This window comes from Halomonas sp. DP5N14-9, from assembly GCF_019802175.1.
Classification (GTDB): domain Bacteria; phylum Pseudomonadota; class Gammaproteobacteria; order Pseudomonadales; family Halomonadaceae; genus Halomonas; species Halomonas litopenaei.
In genome coordinates, this window is the sequence record NZ_JAHVHR010000010.1 from 41664 (window position 1) to 64577 (window position 22914).

Genomic DNA, 22914 nt, shown 5'->3' on the forward strand with positions numbered 1-22914 from the left:
TTAGTGACTACGTAGTCTTTTTTATGGATTTAAGGATGGTGTGCGAGCTCTGTAGCGTCGGGTGGAGGCTGGGGCAAGTGACGTCAGGTGGCCTGAAGTGGAGTGAGCTGGAATGAGCTGGAATGAGCTGGAGTGTGCTGGCGCGAGGTGAGGGCGGGTCGTGCATGGGCTCGCACCAGGCGCTCGACAGCGTCACATCAAGCTGTCATCTGGTGGTGATTGACTACACTGTCGCCAGGTCGGTGGGGCGCCTTAACATCCACCTCGGCGACGCACAGGCAAGGGGCGAAAAGCCGTGGCGTGAAACGGCAAATCTGGTTAGCATGCGCCGTCCGGTAGTAGGGTAGGAGGCTCGTCGGGTGGACGAGCCTCGTGGGTCGCGATTCGGCTCACCTCGACCGGGCCTATCCATCTTGACGGGTCGTTGTACTCAGGCGGGAGCGTATTGTTATGTCAAAAGTGATCATCATCGGTGCCGGCGGTGTGGGCAGTGTCGTCGCTCACAAGTGTGCGCAGCTTGAATCGGTGTTTACCGATATCCTGTTGGCCAGTCGCACCGAGTCCAAGTGCAAGGCCATCGCCGAGCAGTTGCCGCGCCCGATTCGCACAGCCCAGGTCGACGCCGACAACGTCGCCGAGCTGACTGCCCTGCTCGAAGCCGAGAAGCCGGAGCTGGTCATCAACGTGGCGCTGCCCTACCAGGACCTGAGCATCATGGATGCCTGCCTGGCCGCCGGCGTGCACTACCTCGACACCGCCAACTACGAGCCGCTGGATACCGCCAAGTTCGAGTACAAGTGGCAGTGGGCCTACCAGGATCGCTTCAAGCAGGCCGGCCTGACCGCGCTGCTCGGCAGCGGCTTCGATCCGGGCGCCACCAACATGTTCACCGCCTATCTCGCCAAGCACTACTTCGACGAGATCGAGGAGCTGGACATCATCGACGTCAACGGCGGCGATCATGGCTACCCCTTCGCCACCAACTTCAACCCGGAGATCAACATCCGGGAGGTCAGCGCGGACTGCCGCCACTATGAAGATGGCGAGTTCGTCACCACGCCGCCGATGTCCAAGATGGCGCGTTTCAGCTGCCCCGAAGAGGTCGGTGACTACAACATCTACCGCCTCTACCACGAGGAGCTGGAGTCGCTGTCCAAGCACTTCCCGAGCCTCAAGCGCGCCCAGTTCTGGATGAGCTTCGGCGACAGCTACCTCAAGCACCTGGAGGTGCTGAAGAATGTCGGCATGACCGGCATCGAGCCGGTGGAGTATAACGGCCAGCAGATCGTGCCCATCCAGTTCCTGGCCAGCCTACTGCCCGACCCCTCCACCCTGGGTCCGCGCACCAAGGGCAAGACCTGCATCGGCACCGTGGTGCGCGGCAAGAAGGATGGCCAGGAAAAGGTCATGTACCTGTACAACATCTGCGACCACCAGGACTGCTACGCCGAGGTGAAGTCCCAGGCGATCTCCTACACCACCGGCGTGCCGGCGATGATCGGCGCCAAGATGATCCTCGAGGGCCACTGGAAGCGCCCGGGCGTGTGGAACATGGAGCAGTGCGATCCCGATCCGTTCATGGCCGACATGAACGAGTACGGTCTGCCGTGGAAGGTCATCGAGCTGGATCCGTCGTTCCGTCTGGACGTGCAGAAGGGCGAGGACCTCTAAGGCGTGGAGATCCTTCAGTTCACGGATATCACGCGGCTGGACGCCGAGGCGCTGCCGTCACCCTGCTACGTGGTGGACGAGGTGGCGGTGGAGCGCAACCTGGCGATCCTCGCCGAGGTCGCCGAGGCCAGCGGTGCCAAGGTGCTGTCGGCGCTCAAGGCCTTCAGCATGTGGCACTTCGCGCCGATGGTCTCGCGCTACTTGAGCGGCACCTGCGCCAGCGGCCTGCACGAGGCGCAGCTCGGGCGTGAGCACTATGGTGGCGAGGTCCACGTCTTCGGTGCCGCCTACAGTGACGCCGATCTGGCCGAGATCCTCAAGATCGCCGACCATGTGGTGTTCAACAGCTCGGCTCAGTGGCGGCGGGCTCAACCGCTGGTGCGCGAGGCGCTGGCGCGTCGTCCGGGGCTGCGCTTCGGGCTGCGCATCAATCCGGAGCACTCCGAGGGCGATGTGCCGATCTATGATCCCTGCGCACCGGGGTCGCGGCTCGGTATCCCGTTGTCCGAGCTCGACGAGCAGAGCCTCGACGGCATCAGCGGCCTGCACTTCCATACCCTGTGCGAGCATGACTTCCCGCCGCTCGAGCGTACCCTGGCGGCGGTGGAAGAGCGCTTCGGCCATCTGCTCGGGCGCATGCAGTGGGTCAACTTCGGCGGTGGCCACCATATCACCCGTCCCGACTACCAGCGCGACGACCTGATCCGCTGCGTGCGTGACTTCGCCGAGCGTCACCAGGTGCAGGTCTATCTGGAGCCCGGCGAGGCGATTGCCATCGGTTCCGGGGTGCTGGTGACCACGGTGCTGGACACGAGCTTCAATGCGTTGAACCAGGCGATTCTCGACACCTCGGCCACCTGCCATATGCCGGACGTGCTGGAGATGCCCTATCGTCCCGGTCTGCTGGGGGCGGGGAAGCCAGGCGAGTACCCGCACACCTACCGACTGGGCGGGCTGACCTGTCTGGCCGGGGACGTGATCGGCGACTACAGCTTTCCCGAGCCGCTTGAGATCGGTCAGAAGCTGATCTTCAAGGATATGTCCCACTACACCATGGTCAAGACCACCACCTTCAATGGCACGCGCCTGCCGGCCATCGCGGTGTGGAACTCAGAGACCGGTGAGCTCAGGGTGATCCGCGAGTTCGGCTATCAGGACTTCCGCGAACGCCTGTCCTGACCGCAGAGTGGAAGGTGCGAGACCGAGGTCAGGCTCCGAGATTCGGGGCCGAGGTCCGGGCCTGATTCGGCCCTGAGTTTCGAGACCAAGGTTCGAAACCGAGGTTCGAGACCGAGGTTCTGGAGCTCGACTGACGCTGGTCGTGGTTTCGATTCGATCGGACCGTCTTCGATACGCAAGACGCCCGCCCCGTTCGGCACTGCCGAGCGGGGCGGGCGTCTTTTCGTCTGCGCCTTAAAAACCTTCGAGCACGATCTTGCCCTTGGCCTTACCGCTCTCGATCAGCGCATGGGCGCGCTTGAGGTTGTCGGCGTTGATGGTGCCGTAGCTGTCGGTGGCGGTGGAGCGAATCCGACCCGTGTCGATCAGCCCCGCGACCTTGTCGAGGATCTCGCCCTGGCGGGCGATGTCGTCGGTGGTGAAGAGCGCGCGGGTAAACATCAGCTCCCAGTGGATCGACACCGCCTTGGGCTTGAACGGGGTGATGTTCAGCGTCTCTGGGTCATCGATCAGCCCGAAGCGGCCCTGGGGGGCGATCAACTCGGCCACTTGGGGGGCATAGTGCTCCGAATAGTTGGTCGAGAAGACGAAGGCTGGCGCACCCAGGCCCAGCGCCTCGACCTGTTCGGGCAGCGGTTGGCTGTGGTCGATCACATGGTGGGCGCCGAGTTCCTTCACCCAGGCCTGGGTCTCCGGGCGTGAGGCGGTGGCGATGATCTGCAGGTCGGTCAAGGCACGCAACAGCTGGATGGTGATGGAACCCACGCCGCCGGCACCGCCGATCACCAGCACCGCACGGGCGGCACCGGGGACCGGATCAAGCACCCGCAGGCGATCGAACAGCATCTCGAAGGCGGTCAGGGTGGTGAGCGGCAGCGCCGCTGCCTGGGCGGTGGGGATGGAGCGAGGCGCATGCCCGACGATGCGCTCGTCGACCAGGTGGTACTCGCTGTTGGTGCCCGGGCGGGAGATATCGCCGGCGTACCAGACCTGGTCGCCCACGGCGAAGCGTGAGGCCTGGTCGCCGACGGCGACTACTTCGCCGACCGCATCCCAGCCAATTACCGCAGGCTGGCCTTCTTCGGGTGCACGGGCCTGGCGAATCTTGACGTCCACCGGGTTGACCGAAATCGCCTCGACCTTGACCAGCAGGTCAAAACCGCTGGCCTGTGGTGTGTCGAGGGTCAGATCGACCAGGGCGTCGTCGTGGTCGATGGGGCCGGGGGCGTGGTAACCGATAGCTTTCATGGGATCTCCCGTAAGGTGTTCATCAATGGCAACACCTTAGCGTGCTATGGAGTCGTGAAACACCGGCGGCCGCCAAACACACTATTCGGAATTTACGGACAATGGCTGGCTCAGGTGGCGACAGGTTTTCGCTTTCCTTGGCGTCAGGGACATGGCTACACTTGGCGTTTCCCATTGCCCACAGGACGTTGCATGGCAAGCTCGCGGCCCAGCTACGCAAGAATAAAGGAATATCTGCTGTCCGAGATCGAGAGCGGGGCCTACGTCGCCGGTGATCGAATCCCTGCCGAGAATGCGCTGGCTACCCAGTTTGGGGTCAGCCGCATGACCGCCAACAAGGCCATACGCGATCTGGTACAGAAGGGCTTGCTGGTGCGCCGGGTGGGGTCCGGTACCTTCGTCAGTCAGCGCAAGTCCGAATCGTCGCTGTTCGACATCCGTAATATCGCCGACGAGATCCGCCTGCGAGGCGGCGAGCACTCAAGCCAGATCATCGCCTTGAAGGAGGTGGCCGCATCCGAAGAGGTCGCCGTCTTTCTGGGGGTGAGGACCGGGACCCGGGTGTTCTACTCCGAGATCGTGCATCGGGAAAATGGCGTGGCGATCCAGCTCGAGCGGCGCCACGTCAACCCGAAGCTGGCGCCGGACTACCTGCAGCAGGACTTCGAGCGCCAGACGCCCAACGCCATCCTGGTGGCGCGTTATCCGGTCACCGACGTCGAGAACAGCGTCGAGGCGATGCTGCCAAGTGACGAGGAAGCGGCGCTGCTGGAGATGTCTCCCAGCGACGCCTGCCTGCTGGTGATTCGTCGCACCTGGTCCGGGGAGCTGTTGATCAGCTACACCCAGCTTCTGCATCCCGGCAAGCGCTACAAGCTGAACGCCTCCCGCAATACCTGAAGCTACCCTGGCGCATCGCCGCGCTGTTCGGACGGCTTCCCTTCGCAGGTCTTTACTGTGAGGGTGGCGACGGCTGTGGCTTGGTGTCATGCAGCGCTCGCGTTTTCACCTCACTCTCTCGGTGATCTCCCCCGGCAAGCTCTCTCGCCGAACTCCCTCCTATCACCCTCCTATCACCCTGCTATCTCTCTGCTGTCTCTCTACTGGCAGCGCTGACGAACGCTTGGCGCCCGTCGTTCTCCCCCTCCCTGACGTTGCCCTCGATGACCATCTCTCGGGTTCCCGGCGGGCTTCAGGGTGTCGTGCCGCGGACTCCCTCGACATCGGTGCGGGCCGTCGATGACGCTAGATGTATATACCAATATATGCCACAAGCGCCTGGTGTCACCATTTTTCATTAGACCTTGGTCGATAATTTTCAAGGCCTGGTTTATAGAAAATGTTTAAAAAACAATAAATAAGTTTTGTTGTGAGATTTTTGGCAAGAATGTCTGGGTGGAAAGCTGAGCAGTTTGGCGATAGATATGTATATACATATTGAGCGGCCGTCAGCGCTCGATGTCACTGCCAACAACAAGACCGGAGGCAAGACGCTATGCAACCACTCAAGGGGATCACCGTCCTCGACCTGTCCCGGGTGCTCGCCGGGCCCTACTGCACCGCCATGCTGGCCGACCTGGGCGCCGAAGTGGTCAAGGTCGAGTCGGGGCAGGGCGATGACAGCCGTCATATTGCGCCTTACGTCGAGGGCGAAAGCCTGTACTTCTCGATGCTCAATCGTGGCAAGAAGAGCCTGTGTCTGAACCTCAAGGACCCCCAGGACCTGGAGCGCTTTCATCGGCTTTGCGAGCGCGCCGACGTGGTGGTGGAGAACTTCCGGCCCGGGGTGACCGAGCGCCTGGGAATCGACGAGGCGACGCTGCGTGCGCGCTACCCCCGTCTCATCTACTGCTCGATCTCCGGCTTCGGTCAGAGCGGTGCCATGCGCGCCAAGCCGGCCTACGACATCATCGCCCAGGCGCTGTCGGGCATGATGGCGGCCACCGGTCCCGATGGCGGCATGCCGACCCGCATCGGCGAGTCGCTGGGAGATGTGTGCGCAGGAATGTTCGCCAGCTGGTCGATCGCAGCGGCGTTGTTCGCGCGTGAACGTGACCCCGAGCGCCAGGGCTGTCACCTGGATGTGTCCATGCTCGATTGCCTGTTCTCGATGCAGGTCACCAACCTGGCGCAGTTCGTCGCCAGCGGCCAGGCGCCTTCTCCTATCGGCAACCGCCATCCGCTGTCGGCGCCCTTCGACAGCTTCGAGGCCAACGATGGCCAGGTAATCATCGCGGTGATCAACAACACGCTGTTTTCTCGCCTGGCCGAGTGCATGCAGGCGCCAGAGCTCGCCGAGGATGCGCGCTTTGTCGACGACGAGCAGCGCTGTCTCCACCAGGCCGAACTCAAGTCGCTGATCGAAGACTGGACCGGCCAGTTCACCGTGGAGGAGGTCTGCGCGCGTCTCGATCAGGCGGGAGTGCCGGCGTCTCCGATCTGGAACATCGCCCAGCTTGCCGAATCCTGGCATGCCGAAGACCGCCAGCTGCTGCTCGATATGGGGCACTGGCGCTCGCCGGCTCAACCGGTGTTCTTCAATGGCCGACGGGTCGTCTGCGATCGCCCCGCGCCGACGCTTGGCCAACACAACGCCTGTCTCGAATCACAGCACCTCGACAAGGAGATCGACGCATGAACTTTACCTTCAATGAAGATGACATCGCCTTCCAGGACGCAGCTCACCGCGTCTGCGCTGAGGTGCTCAAGACCAATGCGGCGCGCTACGACGAAACGCGGGAGTTCTGCCGCGAGAGCCTCGACGCCCTGGGCGAGCTGGGCTTCTGGGGCATGAACCTGCCCGAGCAGTATGGCGGTGTGGAGATCTCGAGCATCGCCATGTCGCTGGCGGTAGAAGAGATCGCTTACCACTGCGCGGCCACCTGTTCATCGCTGACCGCTCACTTTCTGGCCACCGACTCGGTGCTGATCGGTGCTACCGAGGATCAGAAGCAGGCGCTGCTTCCCCAGTGTGCCAGCGGCGAGAAGCTGGGCGCCTTCGCCCTGACCGAACCCGGGGCCGGCTCCAATCCCGCCGAGATGCGCACCCGGGCGGTACGCACCAGCGACGGCTGGCACCTGACCGGCACCAAGCACTACATCACCAACGGCGCCTTCGCCGACTTCCTGGTGGTCTACGCCAAGACCGACCCCGATCAGGGCCACCGCGGCATCTCGGCCTTTCTGGTCGACCGCCACACCGCGGGTCTCGAGTTCTCGAGTCCCGAGAAGACCCTGGGCCTGCGCGGTAGCCATATCTACGAGATCGGCTTCGACTGTGTGCTGCCATTGGATGCCTTGATGGGCGAGGAGGGGGCCGGATTCGCCACCGCCATGGAGGTGCTGGATCGCGGTCGGGTCGAGGTGGCGGCGATGAGCGTCGGTATCTCGCGGGCCGCTCGGGATGCGTCGCTGGCCTGGTCAAAGGAGCGCATCGTCGGTGGCAAGCCGCTGTGCCGGCACCAGGGCATCCAGTGGATGCTGGCCGAGATGCACGCCCAGCTCGAGGCCGCCAAGCTGGTGACCTACAAGGCGGCGGACGCGCGGGACTCCGGCCAGCGTTTCAGCCTGGAGTCGGCGGTGGCCAAGCTGGTGGCCTCCGAGGCGGCGGCCAAGGTCACCGACGCCGCGGTGCAGGTCCATGGTGGCTACGGCTACATCTCCGACCTGCCGATCGAGCGCTACTACCGTGACGCCCGCATCACCCGCATCTTCGAGGGCACCTCGGAGATCCAGAAGATCATCATCGGCCGTGCCATCACCTCCTGACCGCCCAGCAAGGGAGATAGCCCATGAAAATCCTTGTCGCGGTCAAGCGCGTCATTGATCACAACGTCAAGATCCGGGTCAAGCCGGACCACTCCGGCGTGGACCTCACCAACGTCAAGATGGCCCTGAACCTGTTCTGTGAAATCGCCGTGGAGCAAGCGGTTCGCCTCAAGGAGGCCGGCGTGGCCAGTGAGGTGCTGGTGGTCAGTGCCGGGCCGAAGGCGGTGCAGGAGCAATTGCGCACGGCGCTGGCCCTCGGCGCCGACCGTGCTCTGCACATCGACACCGAGGTCGCGCTGGAATCGCTGGCGGTGGCGCACCTGCTCAAGGCGGTCGTCGAGCAGGAGCAGCCGGAGCTCGTGCTGCTCGGCAAGCAGGCCATCGACAGTGACAACAATCAGACCGGCCAGATGCTGGCCGCCCTCGGCGGCATGCCCCAGGGCACCTTCGCTTCCGCCCTGGAGGTAGAGCAGGGCCAGATCAAGGTCACCCGCGAGATCGACGGCGGCCTCGAGACCCTGTCGCTGGCGCTGCCGGCGGTTATCACCACCGACCTGCGCCTCAACGAGCCTCGCTACGCCAAGCTGCCGGACATCATGAAGGCCAAGAAGAAGCCCCTGGCCATGACCACACCCGACGCCTTGGGCGTCGACGTCAGCCCTCGGCTCAGGCTCAAGGCGGTCGAGCCGCCGCCCGAGCGGCAGGGCGGGATCAAGGTGGCCTCGGTGGCCGAACTCGTGGACAAGCTCAAGAACGACGCCAAGGTGATCGCATGAAGATTCTGGTCGTGGGGGAACATCACAAAGGACAGCTTGGCGAGGCCACCGCGCGGGTGGTCGCCGCCGCCCGGCAGATCGCACAGACCGCAGCGGACCCAAGTGGCGTCGATATCGATGTGCTGGTAGCCGGTGAGGGCGTCGCGGGCATCGCCGAGGCGGCGGCAAGGCTTGAGGGCGTCAGCCGGGTACGGCTGGCCGATCAGGCGAGCCTTGCTCATCAACTGGCCGAGCCCATGGGCGATCTGGTGGCGGCGCTGGTCGGGGACTACACCCACGTGCTGGCGGCGGCATCGACCAGCGGCAAGAATGTGCTGCCGCGGGTAGCGGCGCTTGCGGATGTCGCCCAGCTCTCCGAGGTCATCGCGGTCGAGTCCGCCGATACCTTCAAGCGGCCGATCTACGCCGGCAACGCCATCGCCACGGTACAGAGCCTGGACCCGGTCAAGGTCATCACCGTGCGGGTCACCGCCTTCGAGGCGGTGGCCGAGGCCTCAAGCGCAGCACCCATCGAGTCCGTCGACATCGCCATCGTCAATCAGCACTCGCACTTTGTCGGCGAGACCCGGGCGGTGAGCGAGCGCCCGGAGCTGGGCGCTGCCAGGGTGGTCATCTCCGGCGGTCGCGGCATGGGCAGCGGTGACAACTTTGCCCTGCTCGAAGGTATCGCCGATACCCTTGGCGGCGCCATCGGGGCGTCGCGGGCGGCGGTGGACGCCGGCTTCGTGGCCAACGACCTGCAGGTGGGGCAGACCGGCAAGGTGGTCGCGCCGGAGCTGTATATCGCGGTGGGTATCAGCGGCGCCATCCAGCACCTGGCAGGGATGAAGGACTCGAAGGTCATCGTCGCCATCAACAAGGACGAGGAGGCGCCGATCTTTCAGGTCGCCGACTACGGTCTTGTCGCGGACCTGTTCCAGGCTCTGCCCGAACTCGACCAGGCACTGGCCGAGCGCTGACGCGGCTGGCCACAGTTCCGTGCTTAACGGCGCTGGCCATTCAACCCCTGAATATCATCCGTTCCGCTGGCGCCGATGACGGCGCCGGCACCACCGAGCATCCGCCCCCGCGGGCGGTGCTCATCCCAAGCCCCACTGGAGACACAACATGAACAATCCCAAGGTGGCAGCCCCTCCACGCAGCGCTGGCGTGACCTCGCTGGTTGGCAGCCTGATTGGCCTTTGCATCTTCTTTTTCCCCTTCCCGACGGCAGATGGCTCGCTGAAGATCCCGCTGGTGATCATCATCGACTATCTGAAGTCTTCGCTCGGCGGGGCCCTCGAGTATCTGACGCTTGGCCTGGTCGCCCTGTTGTGTGTGACCTGGCTGCTGTCACGCCGGGTGGCTTCCTCCGGGGCGTCGTCTCCCTGGCGCCGAGCCGTCGCCGCCTACCATGAGAAGGATGGCACCATGACCGGGCTGACCTTCCTGCTGGCGGCGGTGTTCACCTTCATGCTGGTGTTCCAGATCGGCCCCGACTGGCTGCTGCACAAGGATGTCGGTGGGCTGGCGCTGTATCTGGGGGGCAGCGTCTTTCTGACCGTGGCCATCGCCGGCCTGTTTGTGCTGTTTCTGACCGAGTTCGGCTTCCTGGAATTTGTCGGCACCCTGATGGAGCCCTTGATGCGTCCGCTCTATCGTCTGCCGGGCAAGTCTGCGGTGGACGCGGTTGCCTCCTTCGTCGCCGCCCCGGCGGTGGGCATCTTCATCACCAACAAGCTCTATCTGGAAGGCCACTATACCCAGCGGGAGTCGGCCAGCATTGCCACCAACTTCAGTATCTGCAGCCTGGGCTTCTTCGCCCTGCTGGCGTCCATCGGCGGCATCATGGCCTACCTGCCGCAGATGATCATCGTCTCCTTCATCATCAACTTCACCCTGGCGGCGCTGATGGTCAGGATTCCTCCGCTGTCGCGCAAGCTCGACGTCTACCATCAGGGCAACACCCAGACGGCTCAGGATCTCGAAGTCTCCAATGATGGACACATCCTGGCCCGGGCCTGTGGTGCCGCCGCCGAGCGCGCCTCCCAGACCCGTCTCGATGTGTTCTACAAGGGCTTCTGGGAGGCCATCACCTTCGCCCAGAAGATCGTCGCCTACATCCTGGCCATCGCCACCCTGGCGCTGCTGCTGGCGACCTACACCCCGGTATTCGACTACCTGGGCGTGCTGGTGGAGCCGTTGATCTCTGCGCTTCAGCTGCCGGATGCCAGCGCCATTGCCCCCACCGTGCTGGTGTCGATCGCCGAGATCGCGCTGCCGGCGATCATCATCTCCGGCGCCGACGTCGACCCCATGGCGGTGTTCTTCGTGTGCACCCTGTCGTCGGTGCAGATCATCTTCTTCACCGAGAGTGCCAACGCCATGCTGGAGTCGGACATCCCGCTGACGGTGCGTGACCTGGTCGTGGTATTCCTGCTGCGCACCCTGGTGGCCATGCCCATGGTGGCGCTGGCGACCCATCTGCTGTTCTAGGGCTTGTCTGAAAAGTGCCTGCGCTCGGTAATACGGCGTTAAAAATCGGATCAACATGCTCATTTACACCCCGTAAACTGCGCTTTCTCACCGATTTTTGCCTTGTCTAACCTTCGCTCGTCGACTTTTCGGACAGCGCCTAAGGCTTGTCTAAAGGCTGAGCCTCATCTCTTTGCATCGCCCATTGGCGCTACCGTCCTCCTTCGGTAGCGCTTTTTTATGTCGGGCGCAAGTCGCAGCCGTGGCGACAGGGTCGGGATAGGCGAGGCTGCCGGCGTGGTGCAGGCGATGGCTTTGCTAGAAAACCGAAAACTGATTGCGCCGCTTGCCGGCTTATCGTCGGCACAGGGCTGCACTAGCATGGGGGAAAACATGTCGCCGCACCGTTATCCGGTGACCGGCGCCGCCAGGAGATTGCCATGAAGACGATATTGATCACCGGGTCCACCGATGGGATTGGCCTTGCCACCGCCAGCGAGCTGGCGCGCCAGGGCCATCGCGTCATCCTGCACGGACGCAACCCGGACAAGCTCGCGGCGGCTCGTGAGCAGCTGGCAGCGATCTCGCAAGGCGAGGTGCCCGCAGGGCATGTCGCCGACCTGTCACGCCTGGCCGAAGCGTCGGCGCTGGCGGCGGAGATCGAGCAGAGTGACGAGCGCATCGATGTGCTGATCAACAACGCCGGGGTCTACCGCACCCCGGACACCCGTACCGCAGACGGCCTCGATGTGCGATTTGCCGTCAATACCCTGGCGCCCTATGTGCTGGCCCGTCGCCTGGCGGCTTTGCTCGGAGACAAGGGGCGGGTGGTCAATCTGGCCTCCGCTGCCCAGGCGCCGGTGTCGCTGGCGGCGCTTGCCGGCACCGCCGACGCCGACGGTGACTTCGACGCCTACGCCCAGAGCAAGCTGGCGCTGATCATGTGGACCCGCGACCTGGCCTCCAGGTCCAGTGCCGGTGATCCCATGGTGGTGGCGGTCAACCCCGGCTCCTTGCTGGCCAGCAAGATGGTCAAGGAAGGCTTTGGCGTGGCCGGTAACGACCTGTCCATCGGCGTCGACATTCTGGTGAAGGCGGCGCTGTCCGAGGAGTTCGACAACGCCGGCGGCCAGTACTACGACAACGACGGCAAGGGCTTCTCGCCGCCGCATGCCCACGCCATGGACGATGGCCGATGCCGTCGCCTGGTCGAGGCCATGGAAGAGGTGCTGGAGCACTGCCTGGGCTAGGCCTTGGTTGTTTGGCCCCATTGCACAAGATAAAGCCCCCGCTCACCGTGAAGGCGAGCGGGGGCTTTTGGTTGCCTGCTGTTGGTGACGGCTCAGGTGGTCTGAAATTCGCCGCTGGAGGTGGTCGCTTTCTCGGTGGACGACGTCGTGCGCCAGATGGCGATATTGGCGTAGCCGTAGAACAACGAGATGGCGATGACCAGCATGTGATACCAGAGGAAGGGCAGGTAGGCCATGGTGGACACGCCGAGGGTGGTGGCCATGAACACGCCGCCATCGGTCCAGGGCACCATCGGGGTGGTCACGGTGCCACCGGCTTCGGCGTTGCGCGACAGCACCCGACGATCGATGCCCTGGTCGTCGTAGTTCTTCTCGGTGATGGTGCTGGCGGTGATCAGCGAGACGTAGGCGGCGCCCCCGAAGAAATTGCCGAAGAAGCCACCGAGCATGGTCGACAGGGTCAGCCGGCCCGGGTTGTTGGCCCAGCGCAGGAAGCCGTTGCTGATCGCCTTGAGGATGCCGACCCGGTCCATCAGGCCACCGAGGCCCAGGGCGAAAAGGATCAGTGCCACCACGCCGAGCATCGACTGGATGCCGCCGCGATTGAGCAGTGTATTGAGGAATTCCACATCCGAGGCCATGGCGTTGCCGTCATAGGCGATGCGAATGGCATCGACCGGCGACACGTCCTGGGCCCACCAGGCGCAGATGCTGCCCAGCACGGCGCCGAAGGTGATTACCGGGATGGCGGGGAATCGGCGCGTCAGCAGGCCGATCACGATCACCGCCGGCAGCAACAGCCAGGGGCTGATGGTGAAGTGGGTCTCCAGCGCCTGCATGGCGACGGTGGCACGGGAGGTGTCGACGTCGCCGTCGATAAAGAAGAAGCCGACCACCAGAAACAGCACGCCGGCGATCAGGATTGCCGGTGCACTGACCAGCATCATCGAGCGGATATGGTCGATCAGATTGACCTTGCACAGCGAGGCGGTCATCACGGTGGTATCGGACAGCGGCGACATCTTGTCGCCGACGTAGGCACCGGAGATCACCGCGCCGGCGACCAGCGGCAGCGGGATGCCGAAGCTGTGGCCGATGCCCATCATGGCGACACCGGCGGTGCCTGCGGTACCGAAGGAGGTACCGGTGGCCAGCGAGGTGAGGGCACAGATGATGAAGGCAGCGAACAGGAAGATCTGCGGGTCCATCACCGTCAGACCGTAGTAGATGATGCTCGGCACGATACCACCGGCGATCCAGGTGCCGATCAGGGCGCCGACGGTAGTCAGCACCAGTACGGCTTCCATGCCGTTGTGAATGCCGTTGATCAGTCCTTCCTGCATGCTGGCGTAGCGGATCTTGAGCCTGACGCCCAGCGCCATGACCAGAAACCAGGAGGCGAACAGGGCAAGCTGGATGGGCAGGCCAAGGACATTGATGCTCAAGAACATGATGGCGATGAAGCCGATCATGACGGCCAGAACCTCGGCCATGCCGGGTAGGCGGATGGGGGTGGAAGACGACGTCATGGGATCTCCTTTGGTGTTGTTGTGGGTTCTGCGGTGCAGGGGCCGAGCGGTCATGCTCAGAAGCGCTCGAGCCGATAGGGCGACAGTGGCGGGAGTGGCGGGAGTGACACCGGGCCGGATCCGGTCGCTGGGCCCGTCCGCCCCGTCGCCAGGCGGGCGATAAGCTGTGCCGTAACAGCGGCCTGGGTCAGTCCCAGATGGTGGTGCCCGAAGGCCAGCAGCACGCGGCCATCCCGGGCGCTGTCGATGATCGGCAGCGAATCGGGAAGGGAAGGGCGAAAGCCCATCCAGGGCTTGGCATCGGTGCTGTCCAGGTCGTGCTCGAACAGACCCTGGCTCAGGCGGTGGAGCTGCCAGGCGCGGGCCATGTTGGGGGGGCGCTTGAGGCCGGCGAATTCGACAGTGCCGGCCAGGCGCAGGCCGTCACTCATCGGCGTCATGATGAAGCGGCGCTCCAGCGAGGTGACCGCCACCGGCAATCGGTGCCGCTCTGCCGGCAGCATCAGGTGATAGCCACGCTCGGTATCCAGTGGCACACCGCGACCGCTGAGGTCTGCGGCCAGGCGGGCCGAGTGGGCGCCGCAGGCCAGCAGTACCCGTTCACAGTCCAGCGCCCCAGAATCGGTCTGGAGGCTGACGCCCTGGCCATGGACACGAGCAGCGCGTACCTCCGCCGTGGCGAAGGTAACGCCTTCATGGCGGGCGGCGTCGACCAGGGCCCGGGAGATGGCGGCGGGGTCGACCACATGGGCGGTAGCGGGAAAGAAGAGGCCGCCTCGGAGCTTGGCCGAGAGGGACGGCGCGAGCTCGCGTATGGCGTCGCCCGACCAGGATTCGAGGGCTACCCCCTGGGCCGACATGGCACCAGCCAGGTGGTCGATCCGGGGCTTTGATTGGTCCTGCTCATAGACCAGCAGCGAGCCGTCCTCCTTCATCAGATGGCGGCCATCGATCGAATCGAGCAGCTTGCGCCAGGCGTCCAGGCTGACCTCGTTGAGGGCACGAATCCCGGCCACGCTGTTGGCGTAGGGGGCAGAGCGCAGGTTCAGCAACAGACGAGTGAACCAGGGCAGGGCGCGGGGCAGGTAGCGCCAGTCCAGTCGCAGTGGCCCCATCGGATCACGCAGCATGGCGGGAAGCTGCGTCAGGATCGAGGCGTCGGCGATGGGAAAGACCTGTTCGGTGGCCATGTGCCCGGCGTTGCCGTATGACGCCCCCATGCCGGGAGCCTGACGATCCAGTACCTGCACCGAAAAGCCCTGGCGACGCAGCTCGAGTGCGCAGGCGAGGCCGATGACGCCAGCACCGATCACGGTAATGCGCGTGTCGCCGGGTTGGCGGTCTTGTCGCGAGCCGGGTGAACCCATGGTTTGCCTCTGCAGCGTTTGTCTTTGTCGATTGTATAAAATATAAGATAGGTGCCCTTTCGGATCAATAGCGGCGATGTTCAACGTTGGCGTTATCCGCTGGGACGGTCTGCATGGGCGATACACTGAGGGGGAGCGCATGAACGACGTGCTGGGGCCGGAGCGCAAAGGAATGCGCCGTGTTCGGGGCGCATGAAAAACCGCGCCGTGTTCGGGGCGCCGAGAAAGCTGTGCTGGGGTCGGAGCGCAAAGGAACGCGCCGGGTTCGGGGCGCATGAAAAACCGCGCCGTGTTCGGAGCGCTGAAAACGTGCCAAGGGGATGGAGCGTCAGGACGGTGCGTTCAGGGCAGGGCCTTGAACAAGCCAGCGCAGGAGGAAACGTTGATGACAGGCGGCTGGCGACGACGGGGGCGATAACGCCACTGGCAGGCCAAGGGCGACGACAGCGAAAGCGGGCAGCTCACCCGCGGACGTTCAGGGGGCTATGGCGTTGACGCCAGGGTTCTAGCGAGTCGGCGCCCGCAAGGCGCCGACAGGGCAAGCACAAGGGGAGGGATGGCGCTTCAGTTGGCGTCGCCGCGCTGGGCGCGTTCTTCGAGCAGGGTCACGATGCCTTCACAGGCTTCCTGAATATGGCGCTGGAGCAATTCGCAGGCCTCGTCGGCCTTGCCCTGACGGGCGAAGTCGAGCAGCCCATGGTGTTCGCGCTCGGCCTTTTCGATCTCCTGGGTGTAGAGCAGTTGCATGCGGATGTAGCGATCCGACTTGGTGTTGAGCTGACTGATCAACGCCAGGGTTTCGGGCAACCTGGCCGGTGCATAGAGGGCCTGGTGGAAGGCGAAATTGTACTCGCTCCAGTTGTCGATCTCGCCGCCGCTGTTCAGGGCATCGTCGTACTTCTCGAGGATGCGCTCTGCCTTGAGCAGGTCGTCTTCCGTCAACTCGCTGATGGCATGGCGCAGGACGTAGGTCTCGAGCAATACTCGCAGGTCGAACAGCTCGCGAATCTTGGCGACCGACAGTTCGGTGGTAAAGGCACCGCGGTGGGCATGGAACTCGACCAGCCCTTCGGACTCCAGGGTCAGCAGGGCTTCGCGCACGGGAATACGGCTGACGTCATAGTCCTTTGCCAGGGCATCCTGGCGCAGCTGGGTTCCCCCCTGGAACTCTCCGCCCAGGATACGCCTGCGCAGGTCATCCGCGACGAACTGTGCGCGTGTCTTGAAAGTCGCCATAGCCTCTCTCTGCCCATCGGATGTTATTGCACACTGTATACAAACCGCGATGAATGTCCATGGGCAGGCGGCGGCCCCAGGGGGCCGCCGCCTGGGCAAGGGACCTGATTCAGGCCTCGCGCTTGCCGTCGACGAGGCGGCCAAGGGCCCAGGGGTTGTCGTCGCGCAGTGCCTGGGGCAACAGCGCTTCGGGCAGATCCTGATAGCACACCGGGCGCAGGAAGCGCTGGATCGCGGCGCTACCCACCGAGGTGGTTCGGGCGTCGGAGGTGGCGGGGAAGGGGCCACCATGCACCATGGCGTGGCATACCTCGACCCCGGTTGGCCAGCCGTTGACCAGGATACGTCCGGCCCGGCGTTCGAGGATCGAAAGCAGGCCGTGGGCCGTCTCGGTATCGCCGTCGTCCATCTGCAGGGTGGCGGTCAGCTGGCCCTCGAGACCTTCGGCCAGCGCCTTGACCTCACTTGTGTCGGCACACTCCAGCACCAGGGACGTCGAACCGAATACCTCGGCCTGTAGCGCTTCGTCGCCGAGAAAGTCACTGGCCGTGGCCACGAACAGTCCCGCCTGACACTGATTGACGCCTTCGCCTTGCTGCCCACGTGCGATTTCTCGGACCTTGTCGCTGTCGCCAAGGGTCTCTACGCCCTGGGTGTAGGCGTCATGGATGCCCGGGGTCAGCATGGTCTGGGCGCCCGCGGCCTTGACGGCTTCGGCGGCCGACTCGATGAAGGCGTCCAGGGCCTCGCCCTTGACCGCGATCACCAGCCCCGGGTTGGTGCAGAACTGTCCGGCGCCCATGGTCAGTGAGCCGACAAAGGCCTCGCCGAGGTCCTTGCCGCGGGCCTTGAGCGCCTCGGGCAGCAGGAACACCGGGTTGATCGAGCTCATCTCTGCGTAGAAGGGGATGGGGTCCGGTCGGCGCTGGGCGCTTTGCCACAGGGCCATGCCGCCAGAGCGAGAGCCGGTGAAGCCGGCTGCCTTGATGCGGGGGTCCTCGACCAGCGCCTGGCCTACCACGCGGCCGGAGCCGAAGATCAGCGAAAACACGCCTTCGGGCAGCTCGCACCGGGCCACCGCCCGTTGTACTGCGCGGCCGACCAGCTCCGACGTGCCGGGGTGGGCCGAGTGAGCCTTGACCACCACCGGGCAGCCAGCGGCCAGGGCCGAAGCGGTGTCGCCGCCGGCCACCGAGAAGGCCAGCGGAAAGTTGCTGGCACCGAACACCGCGACAGGCCCCAGGGCGATCTGACGCTGACGCAGGTCGGCACGGGGCATGGGCTGGCGTTGTGGCTGGGCAGGGTCGATGCGAACGTCGAGCCATTCGCCCGCGCGTACGGTGTCGGCAAACAGTCTGAGTTGTCCGCAGGTGCGTCCGCGCTCTCCGGCAAGGCGGGCCTGGGGCTGGCCGGTTTCCTGCATGGCGCGCTCGATCAGCGCATCGCCGAGTGCCTCGATTTCCGATGCGATGGTCTCGAGAAAACGGGCGCGTGTCTCGAGCGTGGTTTCGCGGTAGTCATCGAAGGCGGCCTCTGCCAGGGCGCAGGCGCGCTCCACCTCGGCCTGGCTGCCGCCCGGGTAGGCCGGCTCCAGGCGTTTGCCGGTGGCGGGGTCGATGGCGTGGATCGGCGCCTGGCTGCCGAGCACGGCCTCCTGTCCGATCAGCATCTTGCCTTCCAGTGTCATTTGACTCTCCTGTCAAGGGGAAGTGTGGGAAGTGCGGGAAGCAGCATGGGCGAAAGGGGGGTTGTGCCAACGCCCCTGTCGCCCATGCCGAAAACAACAGGAGGCTCGGCGTCGAGCGAGCCTCCCCGGTGGTTTCAGGACATGTCGGGCTTCAGGACAGGTCGAGCGAGGCTGACCAGCCGGCGTACCAGGTACGGAAGAGGTCGTACTGGGTCTCGACGTAGCGACGCTGGGCATCACTGAGGGCGTCGCTCTTGTTGAAGTGCAGGCGATACTCTTCGTCACCGTTGAGCACCATCAGGTGCTTGTAGTAGAGCACCAGGTCGGCACCTTCATCGAAGGAGGACAGCACTCCCAGGGCCTGCTCGAGTTCCTGGGCCCGGCGGCGGGCCTCGACATCGCCCTTGGCAGCCTTCTTGCTGAGGGCCACCAGCGTCAGCACTTCGTGGGGCAGGGCATTACCGATGCCGGTGATGGCGCCGGTGGCGCCGCAGTTGACGAAGCCATGGAAGACGGTGGTGTCGACGCCGACCATCAGGGTGACCTGATCATCCTGGGAGGTGATGTGCTCGGCGGCGTAGCGCAGGTCATCGGCGCCACCGAATTCCTTGAAGCCGATCAGGTTGGGATGCTGGCGACGCAATTCGAAGAACAGGTCGGCGCGGGTGGCAAAGCCATAGTAGGGGCTGTTGTAGATGACCGCGGGAAGGTCCGGTGCGGCGTCCAGGATCGCGGCGAAGTGTGCCTTCTGGGCGGTCACCGAGGTGCCGCGAGACAGCACCCGGGGAATCACCATGAGGCCATGGGCGCCGACCTTGGCGGCGTGGGCAGCGTGGGATACCGCTTCGCGGGAATTGACCGCGCCGGTGCCGACGATGGTGGGGATGCCGGCTGCCACCAGGCGGGCGACGCCTTCCTGGCGCTGGGCCTCGGTCAGCAGCGGCCAGTCGCCCATGGAGCCACAGTAGACCACGCCGCTCATGCCGGCCTCGATCAGTTCACGGCCCTTGGCGACCAGGGCGTCGAAGTCGGGCTGGCGGTCCTTGGTGCACGGGGTCATCAGGGCGGGGATGCAGCCGGTGAAGATATTGTCGTTCATGTCGGGTCCTTGAGTGGGACGATGTCACGGGGTCAGGGAGGCGCCGCCCTTCTTGGGCAGCCGCCGGTGGGTAAAAACGTCAATGGCCGTCGTCGGGTACTGGGGCGCCAGCCGCTGGGACTTCAGCCGCCGATGCCCCAGGCGAAGGGGTCTTGCTCGTCGATCAGCAGGGTGCTGTCGGCGCTCATGAAGGCGCGTCCGGTGATGCTGGGGCGAATCTGATCGCCCTGCCATTCATAGCTCGCCTCGAACAGGCCGCCGCAGACGCTGGCCTGGCGCCAGCGTTCGCCGGGAGCGAGTTTGCCGTCGGCGGCCAGGCACGCCAGCTTGGCGCTGGTGCCGGTACCGCAGGGGGATCGGTCGTAGGCCTTGCCGGGGCACAGCACGAAGTTGCGGCTGTCGGCCTCGTCGTCATCGGCGAACAGCTCGATGTGGTCGATTTCGCCACCGTCATCGCCGGTGAAGCCCTGGCCTGCAAGCGCCTGACGAATGGCCCAGGTATAGCCGGTCAAGGTCTCCACATTGTCCAGGGCGATGCGCTGGCCATGGTCACTGACCAGAAAGAACCAGTTGCCGCCCCAGGCAATGTCGCCATGGACCATGCCGTGGCCGGGCACTTCCACCGCGACCTGCCGGCGATAGCGGTAGGAGGGGACGTTGCGTACGGTCACGGCACCGTCGGCATGCAAGGTCGCCTCGACCTGGCCCACCGGCGTGTCGATGCGGTGGTCGCCGGGGCTGAGGTGGCCCAGGTGATGCAGCGAGGCGACCAGGCCGATGGTGCCGTGACCGCACATGCCGAGGTAGCCGGCGTTGTTGAAGAAGATCACCCCGCAGGTTGCGTCCGGAGATACCGGCTCACAGTAGAGTGCGCCGACCAGCACGTCGTGGCCGCGGGGCTCCAGCATCACCGCGCGGCGCCAGTGGTCGTGTCGGTCGCGAAGACAGTCGCGTTTCTCGGCCATGGTGGCGCCGGCAAGCGTCGGAAAGCCGTCCATGACCAGGCGCGTGGGCTCGCCGGCGCTGTGGGAATCGATGACGTGTACGCGTTGCATGGAGTACCCCGGTTTGTTGTCGGTTGTGGTGATCGATGATCATCTGGGCGTCGTTGATCAGTTTTTATATTTTATACAATCTTCAAGAGACGTTGTGAAGTCATCAAAGAGGATTCTTCGCGGGCGACGGGAAAGCCGGAGTCATGAGCGGAGAGGGAGGCCTGTGGTTGGGCGCTTTGCCGACACGGGGGGTGGTCAGCCAGAGGGCTCGTTGTCGGCCGAGGCACACGTCACAGGGCGCGGGGGCTGGCGCGAGCAGGAAGAGCGGCAGGCACAGGAAAGACCGGGAGGCCTGCGCGGAAGGACAGCGGTGGGGTACGAAGGACGAGCAGCAGGCACAAAAAAGGCGAGGGGCAGGGCCCTCGCCAAGTCGTCAAAAGGAGGGGGCTGGTGTCATTGAGCGGTGATCACGCTCATCACCAGGTTGCCGTCGACCTTGACCGGGCCGTCTTCGCTGGCGCCCAGGGTGTATTCGAAGATGCCGGTCTGCATGCCGCCGTCCTCGCCGTGGAGCATCAGCATCAGATGTTCGCCGCTGCTGACCTCTTCGGTCAGGATGGCCGCGATGTCGGTGTTCTCACCGGCCTTGAGCGGGGCGTGACCGACAACGCGCCCTGGTTTGTGGCTTTCGTCGGTACGGTGGACGACCAGCCAACCGTTGTTCTCGGCGACGATGCGATCGGCGGTGACGGTGCCGCTCTCCACCGACTGATCTTCGGCCCAGACGCCGAGATGGCCGGCTTCGTCCATCTCTCCATGGTGGGCGGCCTGGGCGCCGGTGGCCAGGGTGGCTGCGCCGACGAGGAGGGCTGAGGTGATGAGGGTACGTGCTGCCAATGGCTTGAACATGGTGATGGTCTCCTGGTGTTGCTGATTGGCTTGCCGAAGGTGCTCCACGACAGGATGGCTGCCGAGTTGATAACAGCTACGTGCCGATGCCACGGTGGGTTTCAGGTCATCGAAAAAAATGTTGTGCCCTGACGCCAAGGCGAGAGCCGACGTCCAGATAAAAAAGGCCACTCGAACGAGTGGCCAAGCAGGGAAGTCGTGGTGCGGGGCGTACGCCTCGAGGGTGTCGAAACCCACGCCCGCCACGATGACCCCGCCATCGGCCATTGCCGGTGGCGGGGTCATCGACTAGCTACGCAGGGGAGGCGAAAAGGTTTCAGTGAGGGCTGAAATTCTCAGAGACGCTGGCCGCCGCTGGGCTCGGTGGGGTACAGGTAGCCGTGGATAGCGGGGCCGGTAGGCTGGCCGGTGGGCGAGCCACCCGGAGGCTCGACGCTGATGCCAAAGGTGGCATGCTTCAGCAATTCAGGTTCGTAGTCGCGCAGGGCGGCCTGGTCGAGGCTCAGGTCATCGTCGAGTACACCGACGGACCGGGGAGCGGAGCCCAGATCATCATGCTTGATCCAAAGCTGATAGGAGCGGTCGGGCAGAGGTTCGGCGCTGACCGGGCGGACATGCAGGCGGCGCTGCTCCAGGTTGACGCTGAGCATGAAGGCGGGCTGGCGATCGTCCTGCTGGAACACCGCCACAAAGTTGGACTCACTGGTGGGCGGAGACGGCTGTGCCAGCAGCACCGCCGCCAGGATCACCGCCGCGGCGCTGGACAGGCCGGTGGCGGCCTTCCAGAAGGCCAGACGGCGGTGCAGCGGCGTGACGCTGGCGGTGCTCGGGGGGGCGTCGGATGCCGTATCGCCACGCGCGGCGTCCTCGATGGCCTTGATGCGTTGCTGGATAAGCGGCAACAGGTCCGGGCCCGGGGTGAGGTCCTGGATCTCGTCGGCCAGAGGCGCCAGCCGGCTCTCCCATTCACCGATACGCTGCTCGAGTTCGCTGTCGTGTTGACGCTGGCGGCGCACCCTGTCGCGCTCGTCACGATCCAGGGTGCCCAGCACGAACTCGGCGGCCAGCATGTCCTTGTCGTCGCGGTCGCTCATGATCCCAGGCACCCCTTGAGTTGTTTCAGTGCACGATGTAGCCAGGTCTTGACGGTATTGACCGGCTGGTCGAAGTGGCTTGCCAGTTCGGCCCGCGACCAGCCCTCCAGATAGGCCAGGCGCACCATTTGCTGCCGGCTCTCTTCCAGTTCATCAAGGCACAACGTCAGCTGTGTCGACGTCTCGTCCTGGTGACGCTGATCGTAGGCGGAGGGCGTCTCGGCGACCCAGTTCTCGAGGATACTGTCGCTCTCGGTGGGCCGTGTCGGTGCCTTGCGTAGCTCGTCGATGGCCGCATTGCGGGCGATGGTCACCATCCAGGTGATGGCGGAGGCGCGCTCGCTCTCGAAGCGTCCGGCCTTCTGCCAGATGGTCACGTAGACCTCCTGGATGACATCGTTGGCCCAGGCCTGCTGCTTCAAGATACGTAACACCGTGCCGAAGAGTTTCGCCACGCTGGCCTCGTACAACTCGGCGAAGGCCTCCCGGTCCTTGTCGGCGACTCTGGACAGCAGATGAACCAGCCGCTCCGGGGAGGATAGCGGCGGGGATTCCTGGTGCGCCGGGGGCGGGGCGCGAAAGGCATTGGACATGGCGGCGATCTCTGCGCTGCGGAGTGTTGTTGTCGTGGTGGCAGAAGGGTGACGCTGCC

General features: G+C 64.6%; 19 protein-coding genes. 9 read left to right on the forward strand and 10 right to left on the reverse strand.

Annotated elements, in window-relative coordinates; translation table 11 throughout:
* Positions 1 to 450 precede the first annotated feature (450 nt).
* Both KUW00_RS08340 and nspC read left to right on the forward strand, forming a co-directional pair.
* The gene (locus tag KUW00_RS08340) at positions 451 to 1671 is read left to right on the forward strand and encodes a saccharopine dehydrogenase family protein (RefSeq protein ID WP_045992530.1); all 1221 of its coding nucleotides are present in this window, start codon (positions 451 to 453) and stop codon (positions 1669 to 1671) included.
* Positions 1672 to 1674: 3 nt separating this feature from the next.
* Positions 1675 to 2850: a carboxynorspermidine decarboxylase gene (gene nspC / locus KUW00_RS08345; RefSeq protein WP_315901117.1), complete on the forward strand. Its 1176-nt coding sequence runs from the start codon at positions 1675 to 1677 to the stop codon at positions 2848 to 2850.
* Between the two features lie 234 nt (positions 2851 to 3084).
* Here the strand turns inward: nspC and KUW00_RS08350 are convergent, their stop codons facing one another.
* Complete coding sequence (locus tag KUW00_RS08350) at positions 3085 to 4098, reverse strand: zinc-binding alcohol dehydrogenase family protein (RefSeq protein WP_222568801.1); 1014 nt, start codon at positions 4096 to 4098, stop codon at positions 3085 to 3087.
* A 192-nt stretch (positions 4099 to 4290) separates the two neighbouring features.
* Here KUW00_RS08350 and hutC point away from each other — a divergent pair, with 192 nt between their 5' ends.
* From hutC to KUW00_RS08385, 7 genes are all read left to right on the forward strand, one after another.
* Positions 4291 to 4998 carry a histidine utilization repressor gene (gene hutC / locus KUW00_RS08355; RefSeq protein WP_222568802.1) on the forward strand — a complete coding sequence of 236 codons (708 nt, stop codon included), beginning with the start codon at positions 4291 to 4293 and terminating at the stop codon, positions 4996 to 4998.
* Between the two features lie 595 nt (positions 4999 to 5593).
* Positions 5594 to 6736: a CaiB/BaiF CoA transferase family protein gene (locus KUW00_RS08360; protein WP_222568803.1), complete on the forward strand. Its 1143-nt coding sequence runs from the start codon at positions 5594 to 5596 to the stop codon at positions 6734 to 6736.
* The gene (locus tag KUW00_RS08365) at positions 6733 to 7866 is read left to right on the forward strand and encodes an acyl-CoA dehydrogenase family protein (RefSeq protein WP_222568804.1); all 1134 of its coding nucleotides are present in this window, start codon (positions 6733 to 6735) and stop codon (positions 7864 to 7866) included. Before KUW00_RS08360 ends, KUW00_RS08365 begins: the two co-directional genes overlap by 4 nt.
* Before the next feature lie 23 nt (positions 7867 to 7889).
* Complete coding sequence (locus tag KUW00_RS08370; protein ID WP_222568805.1) at positions 7890 to 8642, forward strand: electron transfer flavoprotein subunit beta/FixA family protein; 753 nt, start codon at positions 7890 to 7892, stop codon at positions 8640 to 8642.
* The gene (locus KUW00_RS08375; RefSeq protein WP_222568806.1) at positions 8639 to 9601 is read left to right on the forward strand and encodes an electron transfer flavoprotein subunit alpha/FixB family protein; all 963 of its coding nucleotides are present in this window, start codon (positions 8639 to 8641) and stop codon (positions 9599 to 9601) included. The genes KUW00_RS08370 and KUW00_RS08375 overlap by 4 nt, the downstream gene beginning before the upstream one ends.
* A gap of 148 nt (positions 9602 to 9749) precedes the next feature.
* Entirely contained in the window at positions 9750 to 11117 is a 1368-nt protein-coding gene (locus tag KUW00_RS08380; protein WP_222568807.1) for a YjiH family protein, read from the forward strand.
* A 419-nt stretch (positions 11118 to 11536) separates the two neighbouring features.
* A complete protein-coding gene (locus KUW00_RS08385; RefSeq protein ID WP_222568808.1) occupies positions 11537 to 12346 on the forward strand; it encodes an SDR family NAD(P)-dependent oxidoreductase in 810 nt (269 codons plus the stop codon).
* Positions 12347 to 12438: 92 nt separating this feature from the next.
* Here the strand turns inward: KUW00_RS08385 and nhaC are convergent, their stop codons facing one another.
* The 9 genes from nhaC to KUW00_RS08430 all read right to left on the reverse strand — a co-directional run bounded on the left by nhaC (position 12439) and on the right by KUW00_RS08430 (position 22855).
* Positions 12439 to 13875: a Na+/H+ antiporter NhaC gene (gene nhaC / locus KUW00_RS08390; RefSeq protein ID WP_045992545.1), complete on the reverse strand. Its 1437-nt coding sequence runs from the start codon at positions 13873 to 13875 to the stop codon at positions 12439 to 12441.
* Between the two features lie 56 nt (positions 13876 to 13931).
* The gene (locus KUW00_RS08395; protein WP_222568809.1) at positions 13932 to 15242 is read right to left on the reverse strand and encodes an NAD(P)/FAD-dependent oxidoreductase; all 1311 of its coding nucleotides are present in this window, start codon (positions 15240 to 15242) and stop codon (positions 13932 to 13934) included.
* Between the two features lie 564 nt (positions 15243 to 15806).
* On the reverse strand, positions 15807 to 16478 hold the full coding sequence (locus KUW00_RS08400) for a GntR family transcriptional regulator (protein WP_222568810.1): 672 nt from the start codon (positions 16476 to 16478) through the stop codon (positions 15807 to 15809).
* Positions 16479 to 16587: 109 nt separating this feature from the next.
* Positions 16588 to 18165: an aldehyde dehydrogenase (NADP(+)) gene (locus KUW00_RS08405; RefSeq protein ID WP_222568811.1), complete on the reverse strand. Its 1578-nt coding sequence runs from the start codon at positions 18163 to 18165 to the stop codon at positions 16588 to 16590.
* 151 nt (positions 18166 to 18316) lie between these two features.
* The gene (locus tag KUW00_RS08410; RefSeq protein WP_222568812.1) at positions 18317 to 19264 is read right to left on the reverse strand and encodes a dihydrodipicolinate synthase family protein; all 948 of its coding nucleotides are present in this window, start codon (positions 19262 to 19264) and stop codon (positions 18317 to 18319) included.
* A gap of 122 nt (positions 19265 to 19386) precedes the next feature.
* Positions 19387 to 20319: a 4-hydroxyproline epimerase gene (locus KUW00_RS08415; protein WP_222515852.1), complete on the reverse strand. Its 933-nt coding sequence runs from the start codon at positions 20317 to 20319 to the stop codon at positions 19387 to 19389.
* A 393-nt stretch (positions 20320 to 20712) separates the two neighbouring features.
* Positions 20713 to 21168: a hypothetical protein gene (locus KUW00_RS08420; RefSeq protein ID WP_045992551.1), complete on the reverse strand. Its 456-nt coding sequence runs from the start codon at positions 21166 to 21168 to the stop codon at positions 20713 to 20715.
* A gap of 335 nt (positions 21169 to 21503) precedes the next feature.
* Positions 21504 to 22262 carry an anti-sigma factor domain-containing protein gene (locus tag KUW00_RS08425; RefSeq protein ID WP_222568813.1) on the reverse strand — a complete coding sequence of 253 codons (759 nt, stop codon included), beginning with the start codon at positions 22260 to 22262 and terminating at the stop codon, positions 21504 to 21506.
* On the reverse strand, positions 22259 to 22855 hold the full coding sequence (locus KUW00_RS08430) for a sigma-70 family RNA polymerase sigma factor (protein WP_045992553.1): 597 nt from the start codon (positions 22853 to 22855) through the stop codon (positions 22259 to 22261). The genes KUW00_RS08425 and KUW00_RS08430 overlap by 4 nt, the downstream gene beginning before the upstream one ends.
* Between the last annotated feature and the right edge of the window lie 59 nt (positions 22856 to 22914).